General features: G+C 45.5%; 11 protein-coding genes. 8 read left to right on the top strand and 3 right to left on the bottom strand.

From position 1 onward, the window contains the following. Nucleotides 1–132 precede the first annotated feature (132 nt). The gene (locus ACAN55_RS04005; RefSeq protein WP_379128407.1) at nt 133–1,224 is read right to left on the bottom strand and encodes a GGDEF domain-containing protein; all 1,092 of its coding nucleotides are present in this window, start codon (nt 1,222–1,224) and stop codon (nt 133–135) included. A gap of 294 nt (nt 1,225–1,518) precedes the next feature. After that, nucleotides 1,519–3,780: a DUF6273 domain-containing protein gene (locus ACAN55_RS04000; RefSeq protein WP_379128404.1), complete on the bottom strand. Its 2,262-nt coding sequence runs from the start codon at nt 3,778–3,780 to the stop codon at nt 1,519–1,521. A 207-nt stretch (nt 3,781–3,987) separates the two neighbouring features. On the opposite strand from ACAN55_RS04000, the gene ACAN55_RS03995 reads away from it, so the two are divergent. Genes ACAN55_RS03995 through ACAN55_RS03985 form a run of 3 tightly spaced genes read left to right on the top strand, consistent with a single transcriptional unit; the run spans nt 3,988 to nt 5,750 of the window. Next, complete coding sequence (locus ACAN55_RS03995; protein ID WP_379128401.1) at nt 3,988–4,224, top strand: hypothetical protein; 237 nt, start codon at nt 3,988–3,990, stop codon at nt 4,222–4,224. Continuing rightward, nucleotides 4,221–5,006 (top strand): inositol monophosphatase family protein, encoded by a 786-nt coding sequence (locus ACAN55_RS03990; RefSeq protein WP_379128399.1) that lies wholly within the window; start codon nt 4,221–4,223, stop codon nt 5,004–5,006. Before ACAN55_RS03995 ends, ACAN55_RS03990 begins: the two co-directional genes overlap by 4 nt. Nucleotides 5,007–5,030: 24 nt before the next feature. After that, the gene (locus ACAN55_RS03985; protein WP_379128396.1) at nt 5,031–5,750 is read left to right on the top strand and encodes a hypothetical protein; all 720 of its coding nucleotides are present in this window, start codon (nt 5,031–5,033) and stop codon (nt 5,748–5,750) included. A gap of 45 nt (nt 5,751–5,795) precedes the next feature. On the opposite strand, the gene ACAN55_RS03980 is transcribed toward ACAN55_RS03985, so the two are convergent. Next, nucleotides 5,796–6,710 carry a phosphatidate cytidylyltransferase gene (locus ACAN55_RS03980; RefSeq protein WP_379128393.1) on the bottom strand — a complete coding sequence of 305 codons (915 nt, stop codon included), beginning with the start codon at nt 6,708–6,710 and terminating at the stop codon, nt 5,796–5,798. Between the two features lie 114 nt (nt 6,711–6,824). Between ACAN55_RS03980 and ACAN55_RS03975 the strand changes: the two genes are divergently transcribed. From ACAN55_RS03975 to ACAN55_RS03955, 5 genes are all read left to right on the top strand, one after another. Then, complete coding sequence (locus ACAN55_RS03975; protein ID WP_379128390.1) at nt 6,825–7,367, top strand: hypothetical protein; 543 nt, start codon at nt 6,825–6,827, stop codon at nt 7,365–7,367. A 142-nt stretch (nt 7,368–7,509) separates the two neighbouring features. Next, complete coding sequence (locus ACAN55_RS03970) at nt 7,510–8,142, top strand: glycosyltransferase (protein WP_379128388.1); 633 nt, start codon at nt 7,510–7,512, stop codon at nt 8,140–8,142. Between the two features lie 158 nt (nt 8,143–8,300). Next, on the top strand, nt 8,301–9,026 hold the full coding sequence (locus tag ACAN55_RS03965; RefSeq protein ID WP_379128385.1) for a protein-glutamine gamma-glutamyltransferase: 726 nt from the start codon (nt 8,301–8,303) through the stop codon (nt 9,024–9,026). 198 nt (nt 9,027–9,224) lie between these two features. Then, nucleotides 9,225–10,970, top strand: a complete 1,746-nt coding sequence (locus tag ACAN55_RS03960) for a sensor histidine kinase (protein WP_379128382.1) — start codon at nt 9,225–9,227, stop codon at nt 10,968–10,970. Between the two features lie 21 nt (nt 10,971–10,991). Next, nucleotides 10,992–12,566 carry a response regulator gene (locus tag ACAN55_RS03955; RefSeq protein ID WP_379128380.1) on the top strand — a complete coding sequence of 525 codons (1,575 nt, stop codon included), beginning with the start codon at nt 10,992–10,994 and terminating at the stop codon, nt 12,564–12,566. The last annotated feature ends 349 nt before the right edge of the window (nt 12,567–12,915 follow it).

Genomic DNA, 12,915 nt, shown 5'->3' with positions numbered 1-12,915 from the left:
AAGCGGTAGCATACATACACAGAGCATTGACAACCCTGGGCTACCGGCTTTTATCCAGGAGGAAGATCTGGAGTGGCGCAGGAGGCTGCGCCAGCTGTTAAATCAGTGGTTTCAGGTGTAGGCAACGCCCGTTCATCCCACGATTCCGCGAGTGTCGTGCTTCAGTGATACCCGATTTCTTCCGAGTGCTTTCGACTCTAGGAGCAGTTGATCCGCATAAATGTAAGCTTTTTCGATCGATAGATTCGGGTTAATCTTGTAGTAATAGAGACCGAAAGATGCGGTATAGCAAATATCTATACGTTTCTCCTTATATTCAGCTTTGACCGAACCGTGTTCAACCTTATGAAGGATATCTTCGACCAGGCGGACCGTTTGATCAAAGCTTTTATTTCTTAGGAAAATCGTGAATTCCTCGCCGCCGCTCCTGCACAGGATATCGTCTGCAGTTATACCTGAGGTTATCGTATCGGCGAAATGTTGAATGACCCGGTCTCCCACGGCATGATTATAGGTATCGTTGATTTTTTTGAATTTGTCGATATCGGCAACGACGACCCCGATCCACTCTTCACTCTGATCGAGCTCTTTCATGGTTTTATCCATATAAGAACGGTTGAAAGAGCCGGTTAAGAAATCCTGGTAGGCCATTTGCTCGAATTGATCCCGCTCGAACTTATTCTGAATGCTTTGGGATTTGGAATAGAACGAGCGGCTGACGATGTAATTCAGCAGGAACACACATATCAGCCTATCCCACTCCCCCTCTTGAAGGAACAGCAGCAGCAGGCCATTCGAAATCGCTATTTTACCTAAATCCAGCAAGGTCCGGTTCCGGAGGAACAGGCTCTTAGCTTCTTGCCGCGTAGTAATATCTCCTCCGATGATACAGGTAGTGACCAGGAAGGAAGACGATAGGACTGTAGAAATTACCGTTATGAGCATCATCAGCATCCAGAAACCGAAGGGTACGCCTGAGAACAGCGGATATAATAAATGATATAAGTAATAGGCACTCGAGCCGGTAAGGGCAAAGGAGCCAATATTATAGAAGGTGTCCAGAAATTCCTCGGGATCAGCCGTCTTTGTACTTTTTTTGTATAAATAGACCGTGAGCCGATAGATCACTACGAAGATAAACACGCCGGATGGACCCGAAAAAATACCAAACGAGGCGTCATAGTTAATTCCATATTCAATCGTAGAGTTTCCGTTTTTACTCACAATACGCAAGTGATAATAAAAACTGGAGAACACCCAGTACACTAGTACAGCTATGAGAAAAGTATCGCCAGGGATCATTATGCGTTCTGAACTCAAGGCGACCGCAATGGAAGTGAAAAATAGCATAAAATCGAATATTCTTGCTTTGAGCATAGTCGCTTACTTTCCCTCCGCCTCAAGTATTGTAAACTATTATACTCCAATATATTTCAGGGTAAAGAAGAGAAAGATGATTTTCATAAGAAAAAACTAAGATGGCCACAGAACCCGGTTAGGGAACTGTGACCATCTATATTATTGAAAGATAGCAAATAAAGCAGATTCACCGCTAATACTTGTTTTTTTGTTTTTGATTACTCCGGTTCCATAAATAATTCCATCGTGGATATAGAAAGACGACAAATATTGAATACGGTCAGGCAACTTCAATTCCTGTAACCCGGAAGCAGAGTTATAAACCATAAAGTAGGGTTCTTCTTGAATTGTCATATATCGTGTAGTTTGAATAGCACCCAGGTTTTTGGCTTGATTCACATTGTTTTTCCACATGCTGTCACTCATATTCAAAGTAAAAGAAGGCTGAGGATCGACCCATACCTTTCGTGTTCCGCTAACAAACAGATCGCCGTCCTCATGCAGTAAGAATTGGGGATAAGTTTGTTTGTAGTACCAGCGGGAATCCGGTTGATCCAGAGAGAATATTTTCATTCCATCTAGTTCTCTCTCCAATGAATAAACTTGATCACTGGCGGCAGTAATCGATTTCTTGGCGCTCTGAAGCGCTGTCTTACTAAGTGCAGTTGTCCCTGCATAATGTTTGGTGAGTTGTTCAAAAGTACTTTTGGTCGACTTCTCTAATTGTTCTCTCATGGCAATTACTTTGTAAATCTGGCCGGCTGTTATTTTGAGATCATTTGGGGCGAGAATCTGCAGGGTACCATCAGGTTTTAATTTGACGAGAACATCGATATAGTACTCAAAAAAGTATCTTTGAATTCCGCATTTCAACGCTAAATAGGTAGCGTTATGATTTGATATTTCTTTCAAGTCTGTATAGGTAATAAATGAGCTTCCCTTTCCGCTAAAATCCAGAGATCCATCGCTCTTCTGGGTTGTGGTTTTATAATCGACCGGGATATTCGATTTCAGAAGTGATTCTAAGGATGATATGACTTTCGGATACTTCTTTCTTAATTGATTATCGGAGGTATAGCTGTTATAACTTTCAGGCCGGCCGGGTATATCTTTTGTCTTGGTCCAGTTTACCAGATCGGAAGAGGTGTAGAGATATACATGGACAGGAATGCTTGCGGGTTGGCCGCTCATAACATGTCCAACCTGTCCAACCTTCATTTCGTATTTTCCGTTTTGATAAGTTAGATTCATGATTACATAATAATGATCTTTACTGGGGGGGAGGGTTAGATGGAACTCGTGGGTTGAGAACTCACCTTGACTATTTATGGTGACGAAACGTTTCAACTCTTTCCCCGGGAAGAAGGGTTTATACCTCGTTGTGTTTTTGTCATAGTATAAAAAAGTTTTGCAGAGTACATACTGACCGTTCACATAATAGAGCTGGTTCTCGTAAAATTGAGACTCCGGGAATTGAATTTCGCGTTTTTCCGCCTCACTTAACTCTTGTTTTGGATAAAGGGTGTTGAAATTGAACCACAATTTGGTGCGGGGTATATTTCCATTCCATTTCATGAGATAGATCTCATTCTCATAATCGCCTTGGACGAAAAGAGGTTGGCCTTTGTAGTTATTTAAGTGATGAGAGTAATCGCTGATAGGATAATCGATTCCTGAAGAGTTAATGGGTTCAAGTTCATTGATGACTTCTGTCTCCAGCCACCGAGGATCCTGTTGTATCCGCTCAAAGTCCACGCGTCCATATCCATCACCGTCTATAGCTGCCATAGATAAGTTTCCCTGTGACGATGCGGAAAGTTTTGAGCGATCCAGATACAGGGCCGGACAAATTCCGGAAGAAGAGGTTACCTCTTTTCCGCCCCTGCCTGTTACATAATGGAGTTCATCCCATGGATCAGATACCCAGAAGTCGTAATTAGCATAGCCAAATTCTTGCAAATGCTTCAGCTGTTCCTTTGCTATCTCTTCTTTGCCTTTCCCTAGAAGATAGGCGTCCCACTCATCGTTTGAAATAAGGAAGAGTTGGTCAATGGTATTTTCGTTGGATGTGGTATTTAAGATCAAGCTTTTCTCCGCATCGCTGAAAGCCGTGTTGTAGAAGGAGTCGTTCAACCAGGTACGCAGTGTGCTGCTGGCCCACTTTCCGTTCCCATTGCGGTCATATGGCAGGTATTCCAGGATCTTGTCGGCCAATAATAACGGGTTTCCTTCCGGGTCCTGACCAATGACTTCCCATTTTAATGGCGAACCCAGGTAAGTTCCCAAATACACCATGTCACCGATTGAATAATTATTGTCCTGGCTAACATCTGCCTTGCTAGCGTTTGTGACAAGTGAGATAGGTAAAGAGCAGATTAAACAAATCAGCAATATACGAAATGCTATGCTTGGTGATTTCATCGGACAACACCTCCTGTTTGATTCAAATAGGCTCTTAATCATGAGGAATTGCCAATTGAAGTGGAGCTGCTTTTGAATCTTACTAAGATAATAATGGGTTCGAAAATAGAAAATCCACATAAGGTAAGTTCTTTCAGTGACAACTCACCAGGTGTTCCCTAGAGAATACTCAAGCCCATCCTAGGTCTGTCCTTATGGGCAATTCAAATGCCTTGGGTAAATGTAGTATCCGCGGCGGCACAGACCTATGAAGCTGAAACAGCAACATTTGAAGGCGGATATACTGATGTCAATAAAGGTAATGCTTATACACGATTTTCTGTGTTTCCTCCACATTGGGTGAATTTTTTTACGATGAAAAAATTAAAAATAAAGGGTATACTTGGAATCTGTCCTGGCAAAAGTTGTGAAGATTATATGGATAAAAGGCGGGTGTGGCTGTGATTAAGAACGTGATTGAAATCGTGCGTGAGGCTAGTCTTTTGATGAAGAATAAGGATTTCACAATACATAGCAAAGGGAACGTATCCAATAATGTCACGTCGGTCGACTTATCCTTGCAGGCGTTTCTGAAGAGCCGATTGATGCCCCTGTTGGACAACTGCGGTTTTATAGGAGAAGAAAGTGAGGCCAGCGACTATGAACATCCTTATTTGTGGATCGTGGATCCTCTAGACGGAACGGCCAACTTTATCCGTGATATTGGACTTAGTGCCATTTCGGTCGGCCTTTTGAAGGATAATGAACCGGTACTCGGGGTGGTTTATAATCCTTACCGGGATGAAATGTTCTACGCAGAGAAAGGTACAGGAGCCTATCTAAACGGAGAGCAGATCAAGGTTTCCGGACGCGACTTGGAACATTCCATTCTTTGTACAGCAATGAGTCTATATAACAAGGATTTTGCCAAACCATGCTTGAATATAATTGAAAAAGTGTATGACAAGTGTGACGATATTCGGCGAATGGGGTCAGCTGCGCTGGAGCTTGTGTATTTGGCATGCGGACGTGTGGATATGTACTTTGAGATCCGTGTTTTTTCGTGGGATTTCGCAGCTGCTTCGGTTATCATCCAGGAGTCCGGCGGCTATGTCGGGACAATAGAATATGACAAGCCCGTGTATAACCGTCCTATACCGCTGCTCTGTACGAATACGAAAGAGAACTATGAGTACCTGAAGCAAGTTGTCTCAGAAGAAATCCCGGCCATTCCATATACTCATTAACATATTCAGGGGAGGAATAACACGATGTTCAGGTATCGAGATTATGGTATTGATGCAAGCAAGTACAACACCACCAAAAATTTTCGTCTGGAGAATACCTATGAGTTGTGCGTCAGTGAATTAGGGCTTCAGCAGAAAAAAAGGGACCAGACCATAGCCTTTTATATCGCCATCATCAGCTTTGTGATCCCTGCGATCATCAATATGAAGGTGAACCCTCAGGCTAAGGGAGCCGGTTTTATGGCGCTGTTTATCTTGGGCATCATGCTTGCCAAGGTTGTGGTGAGGTATCGGATTTACAAGGAAGTATACTGGATCACTTGCCGCACGATCACTCAGCTGTATAACTTGAAAGAGGACGAAATTACCAAAGAAATTGTACATCATATTTTCTATAAAACGATGGAGAAAAATGTGGGTTCAGTGCTTGTCTTTCGCCCGGGACCGGAGAAAAAAGTCAAACCTTTCAGCAGCTACAGAAAAATCCTGAACAGTGCGGAAACCATCCTTTATCAGGTCCTGCTGCTAATGAGCTCGATGGTATTATGGATTGCTGTGTACATGTTCACCAATTTCCATATCTACGGGGCTATAGGCGCCACTGTTATTGTGCTTGCGAATTATATCTTTTGGAGCGCCCATTATTATAAAGAACTGACGAAAGTTTATGATGTAATTATTGATGGTACGGATAAATCCTTTAACGGAGCCTATTCCAAGGCATGGTTCCTGCATATTTTTTAGACGGCAGCAACATGGGATAACGGGTTATCCCGTTCCGGCGGAGGGCTACATGAAATCAAAGAAATAACGGATCACATGGAAGAAGACCGGAGAGGTGTAGGTCAGGCTGTCGATACGGCTCAAGTAGCTCTCTTTCAAAGCTTCAAACTTGTCACCGTCACCAATAAGTAGATCCCGCTTAAGTACGGAAACTGTCAGACTGCCGGAGAATCCGCTAAGACTTATTAGCATACCGGAGAAGAGTCCGAAGGCCGGGGTCAGCGGCGTCAGGTACGGGTAGATCAGGTAAGACACACCCGTTGTAACCACAAATGCGAAAGCAAAGCCTTCCCAGGTTAGATACGGATTGGATGTTGGAACGATTTTTCGTTTGCCGAAATAAAGTGAAGCCAAATAGTGGGCAACATCATTAAGCTGCGTAAACGCCACCAGAAAAAGCACCAATCCTCCGCCATATTTCGGCGTGGCGAACTGGAAATAGGCCAGGTGACTGAGACCGAATACCATCAGCATTAGTCCCCACTGGGCCTGGCTGACGCTGCGCATAAAACCGACCGTTCCTTTGTTAATCAGACGCGGAATCGGGAGGAAGAGAAATACATAAATCGGAATAAAGACGATAAACATCCCATACCACTCAATATAAATCCAGTAGAACTGAAAAGGGATCGACAGATAGGCCCATAAGAATAGCCTGCGGTCAGCTTTTTTCGAACGGATCATGGAGAAATACTCTTGCAGTGCAAAGAACGTGAGCAGCATTAGGGACAACAGGGAGACGACCGGATTAAACAGGGTGGCCAGGCAAAAGATGAAGAACATGCCCCACCAGGTCTTGATGCGTGGCCGGATGCCCGTGTAATCTTTAAGAGGCTGGAGCCTGCTCGCCGCCATATAGATGAAGTGGATAGCCAAAAGAGCAGTGAAGATAAGGATTAACGTGACTAGTGAGCTGTTCATTGCCGATCACCAACTTATCCGAGGGTAGGATTCCAGGAATAGAATCTTATGTTAAAATAGAAGTAAGTATAGTATGAAGGAAACCTTCACACTTGATAAGGGGAAATTTTGTAAATGGCAGATGATCCATCGGTCTTTATCTTGCTTACGAATACAGGAACGCTGTTTACGAAGCTGATCCAAGGCTATACGAAAGCGCCATACAATCATGCTTCAATCTCCTTTAACCGGGAACTTTCGGAACTGTACAGCTTCGGGAGAAAGCACCCGAGTAATCCTCTGAACGGCGGATTCGTGAAAGAGGATATCAAGACAGGGACGTTCAGCAAGTATCCGAACACGACATGCGTCATCTACGAGCTTCAGGTATCTGAACGCGAAGTCGAGAAGATGAAGCGGGTGCTGCAGCTTTTTATCCGGAAGAACAGCAAATATCTCTATAATATTCTAGGTGTGATTGGAGTTGCACTCCATGAACCTGTAGAATTCAGCAACTCTTACTTTTGTTCGCAATTCGTAGCGGAGATTCTGGAGCGGTCCGGGATCAAGCTGTGGAATAAGCTGCCTGCGCTCGTTACACCGGATGATTTTCGCCGGAGTGACCGCCTGCAGTTGGTTTATGAAGGAGTTCTAAGCAAATATGAGCCGGAAGCCTGAGATCTGATATGAACAGAAGCCGTCCTGTGAAGGATGGCTTTTTTTTATGAATGAAATGAGAGGGAATGTCCATAATAAAATGGATGTTCAAACCATGATAAAGGGGAAGGTTTTGTTGAAAAGCAAGCTTTTGAAGTGGGTTATGCTGTCTATGCTCATCGCGGTGACCTTGATTCCGGAACAGGCGGCAATTGCTAACGCGGAACAGGTGCAGGCTAAGAAACAAGAATGTTTGAGCCCATCCATGGTACAGCTCCAGGCTAACATGAGAAATCTCTGGATTGACCATATCATATGGACCACAAACTACATCACAAGTGCAGTGGCCGATTCACCTGATCAGGCACAGGTGCTGGCGAGGCTTTTAAAGAATCAGCAGGATATTGGAGATGCGGTCAAGCCTTATTATGGAGAGGAAGCAGGGAACAAGCTAGCCGAACTGCTACGGGATCACATTCTGATCGCCGGTAAGATCGTGGATGCCGCGAAAAAAGGACAACAGGCAGAGCTTGCAAAACTTAATAAAGAATGGTACAAGAACGCAGATGACATTGCTCAGTTCCTGAGCAGTGCTAATCCGAACTGGAACAAGAAAGAACTTCAAGAGATGCTGTATAAGCACTTACAATTGGTTACAGATGCGGCCACAGCAAGCATTAAGCAGGATTATGCTGCTGGAATTATTGCCTTTGATAAAGGGAAAGAGCATATTATTCTGCTGGCAGACACCCTTACTAAAGGAATCGTCAAGCAATTTCCTAAGCAGTTCGAGTAAATCCAATCGCCAGATTACAAAGGGCCCCGTAACGGGGCCTTTTTAATATGTTTTTTACCCTGTGGTCACCATTACCCTATTGCATTTGGTCACCATTCGGACACGAGACACGTACATTAACCTATAGCAAGCGTATGATTGCGAAAGGGGGGAGTGCGGTGTCGTTTTATTATCAGTCTCCTGAAGCTATTGAATTCGAGCGGCGAATGAGAAAGGCAATGGTTGAGAATGCCCAGGCTTTAGATGCCAGCGGAGCCAAGTTTGCCACGTTTGAGGAGTCGCGGGGGAATGAAGTGTATTGGATGCGTACGGATAATGGGGGATTTCAACTGAAGGATAATGTATTGCCTTCGGACGGAATCAGGGATATTTTTCGCAACGGGTATTTATATGGCTTTGAGTGTGCAACGGCTGTGGTTGTTGTTCTGTATAAGGCAACGCTTGACATGATCGGTGATGACGCGTTTAACCGGAACTTTAATGACCTGTACTTATGGAATTGGCATCTCCACAGCAATATGAAGCTTATACGAACCCATCATAAATCGGAGATGCTGCCCGGGGATTTGGTGTATTTCAAAAGTCCGGATCATGATCCGGATAAACCGGAGTGGCAGGGGGAGAATGCCGTTCTGCTGGGGGATGACCGCTACTTCGGACATGGGATTGGCATTGAATCGGCAGAGGGAATTATTACTTCCCTTAACGTAGAAAGAGTGCCCGGCAGTACGACTTCGGCTTATCTTACGGATGATGCGCTGCACCCCGATTTTGAATATTTGCAGAGTCTGGCGGCAGGCAGAATCGTACTTACTGCAGACCGCGTACATTCACAAACCGCTATTTTTGCAAGGATCGGTGTAAGCAGAAGGATATATAAGTAGACGAAGCCACTGGCCGGAGAATATCGTCCACCATACTTTATTTGAACGAAAGAGCGTACCTGACCACAGCTGTGGTGCAGGAGATGCTCTTTTTTTGAGGTGAAAAGGTTGATTCTACTGTATATGAAAATCCAGAGGCTTATTGTAAAATGGTGCTCATAGTTAATATGACAGGGCCCAAAGAGGATGTGGCAGTCCATGAGAACCTTCAAACCCGGCAAAATCTATATTCCATTTACCTACAAGATGATGATTCCGTATCTGGTGCTTGTACTCCTGACGGATGTGCTTATTGGGTATATATCCTACACGATGCTTGTAGATTCCAGAACCGAAATGGCGGAGACCAATATCCGTACAGTGATGGAGCAGACGAAGAACCATGTCAAATATCAGATGGATGAAGTGCAGCGGATGTCAGATTCCCTGTTCATGAGCCTTACGTTCCAGACCGCGATTCAGAACAAAGGTGAGCCCCTGGAAGTCATGCTGAAGATGAGGGATGACATCATTCCACAAATGAAAGGGCTTTCTCAGCTCTATGGCAACAATGTCCGGCTCGTACTGTACACGGTGAATGAGAAGATGTATGAGGTCCACGGCGATGATATGGATGAACCGATCCGCAGGCGCGATTACTATGTTCTATCCTCTGATAATATTAAAGACAGCATATGGTATCGATCCGTGGTCTCCCTCAATCAGGACAATCTATGGCTGCAGGCGGACACCGATGCCCATTTGGACAATCTCTCGCATTTCCGTAAATTAGTCTCTTCCAGCGGTGACTCTACCGTGATCGGATATTTCCGTGTGATTGTGAGGCTCGATGAACTGCTCGGCAATTTCGACAGCTTTCCCATTGAAGAGGGGATCAGCCTGCGTCTCATTGATACCTCGTCAGGTTTAAGTTTATATAAGCGGGGCACTGCAGATGAACATGCGGGACAGGAATCGTATTTAAGTATAAAAGAAGAAATTCCCGGAACCCAGTTTATTATCGAAACCTTAGTGCCGCACGCATACCTCAATAAAGATGCCAGCCGGATGCGCAGGGTCATCAGCACCGTCTGTTTCTTCAGCTTCCTGGTCATGGGCTGTATCGGCTTCATGGTCGCCCGTCTTTCCGGCAAGAAAATGAAGCGGATTGTGACGCTGGTGAAGTCGTTCCAAGAGGGGAACTTTCACAAGAGAATCGGATTTAGCGGGAACGATGAGTTCGTGCATATTGCGGATTCTTTTAATCAGATGGCTATCAGTATCCAGGAGCTGATCAAGAACGTATACGTTCAGGGCATTCAGAAGAAGCAGGCCGAGCTGGATGTGCTGCAAGCCCAGGTCAGTCCGCATTTTTTATACAACACGCTCTCAACCATCAGTAGTCTTGCCAATCTGGGTGAAGTCGATAAGGTTACGGATATGGTGAAGGGGCTGTCGAGGTTTTACCGGCTGACCCTCAATGGCGGGAACGTATATATCTCGCTTGAAAAAGAATTGGAGCAGGTGGAGACGTATCTTGAGATACAACGGGTGAAATATGCGGACGCGTTTAAGGTTGATTTCGATATCGACCCTGAGATTCTACACATTCCGATCATCAAGCTCATCCTGCAGCCTTTTGTGGAAAATATTTTTAAGCATGCCTGGTTCGGGGAGACGATTACGATCCGCATCACGGGCAGGCGCTTAGGCAACCGGATTGAGCTGAAGATCATTGATAACGGGATTGGCATGAGACCGGAGACGTTAAATAACATGTTGTCCCATACAGGTTCTTCCGACAGCTATGGCTTAAAGAACGTGGAGGACCGGATCAAGCTGCGGTATGGAAAAGATTTCGGCATCCGGATCGGCAGTTATTTTGGAGCGGGAACGACAGTGCAGATTATTCTTCCGGTTGTCAATGAAGATATGACGGGAGATGAGGAAGAAGATTTCTCATAAGGGCGAAAGAGGGGTAGGGACATGGACATTAACGTTCTGCTCGTGGACGATGAAGCGGTGGATCTGGAATGGCTGAGACGCCGGGTTGTGGGCAACGTACAGGTTATATTAAATGATGTTGGAACAGCGGCGAGCGGCTTTCAGGCTTTGAAAGTGATGGAGCAGAAACGGATTGATCTCATTCTCTCCGATATCCGGATGCCCATCATGACGGGAATGGAGTTCGCCCGAAAAGCGAAAGAAATCAATCCACAAGTCCATATCATCTTTATCAGCGGACATTCGGATTTCAGCTATGCCAAGGAGGCGATTGAGCTGAGTGCCAGCGGTTACCTGCTGAAGCCTGTTGATGACGATGAGCTGAATGAGATGCTGGTGAAGCAGTGCGCAGAGATTGAGTATGAACGTGAGCGGGATCTTTCGCTTTCGGAGACCTTGACCCTGGTGAATCAGGAGCTGTTGCTCCGCTGGTTTAATGAAACCACACCGGGTCAGGTCGAGGCACATATCCATAACTTTCTGACGCCATTATTACAGAGCGGATCGGCGGTTGCTATCATAGAGATTGACGATATGGCCTGGAAGCTTAAGAACATGCCGGAAGAGGAGCGGCGGCCCTTAACCTGCCGGATGGCGGATTTTATCCGTGATTTTGCCCGGGATAATCATTTGGGTTTAATCATGACCAGCTATGACTATCATTTTGTTCTTCTGGCTACGATTCGGGAGGAATATTTCAGGGCGCTGCTGGATGAGCTAATCGGGGCTTTCACCCGGGAGTTCTCGTACTCTATTACCATCGGAACCGGCATGTATACCACTGATATCAATAAGCTGCATGTTTCTTACCGGCAGGCCGAGGCGGCACTTAGCATCAAATGGATTCTCGGGAAAAACCGGGTCATACAGGATGCCGCGGAGTGGAGTCCCCGGAAGACGATATCCACCAGTCTCGATGATCATGTGAACCGGATGCTTCAGGCCATGCTCGAATATGACCTTATGACCATCGATGACTGCTTGATCCAACTGTTTAACGGAGACCTTCCGCTTACCCGCAAGAATGACATCTATGATCTGATTATCCGGATTACCTCTAAGCTTCATGCGGATCTGCAGCAGATGAATGAGCATTTATATGAAATTCTGAAATGGGAATCCCATCAGCCCTTTATCCTGTTCGAATTCGAGACGATTGATGATATCCGCTCCTGGCTAAGAAGAAGATTCTTTGAGTTATCCGAGCTGCTCTATTTGAAGCGGCAGCGGCAGAAGCGGAAACTGATTGACGAGATTACCAAGTATGTAGAGGAGCGGCTGGAGCAAAAGGTGACCCTGAATGAGGTGGCCGCACATTTTGACTTCACGCCCAATTATCTGGGCCAGCTGTTCAAAAGCGAGACGAATACGCTGTTCAGCGACTTCCTGAGTGATCTGCGGATGAAGCATGTGTGCGCCCTGCTGGCGGACCCCACCAAAAAAATCTATGAGATTGCCGAGCGGGCGGGATATAAGAACCTGATCTACTTCAACCGCCAGTTTAAACAGTCCATCGGCATGTCCCCCGGAGAATACCGGAAGAAGTATAAAATCTAATAGGATGTATGGAAGGCCCGGGTCCGAAGTGGACGCGGGCCTGTTTTTTTTCTGGTTTTTTCGGCTGCGCGCCCTATCCGCAGCCGGTGGGGTTAACTAGCGAGTGAAACAAAGCGGGAGGGGCGGGGGGATTCTGGAGAAACGTTAGTGTTCGCCTTTAAAGACCGATTCCATCCTACAAGTCTAATCATCCGGAATCGGGCTTTAACAGCGATCGCAAGAACCCCCCGACCCGTAGCGCCCATATTCACTCTAATGTGTTAACCGACACCCTGAAAAACATTGAAATAGTATTGGTTTTAGTTGTTTCCCTTATCTATATCCCCGGCCTATAGTTTTCTATAATTTA

The organism is Paenibacillus oryziterrae (assembly GCF_042610485.1).
Lineage (GTDB): Bacteria > Bacillota > Bacilli > Paenibacillales > Paenibacillaceae > Paenibacillus_AQ.
The sequence above is the reverse complement of the archived record's forward strand: the minus strand, read 5'-3'. Positions and strand labels throughout refer to the sequence as shown.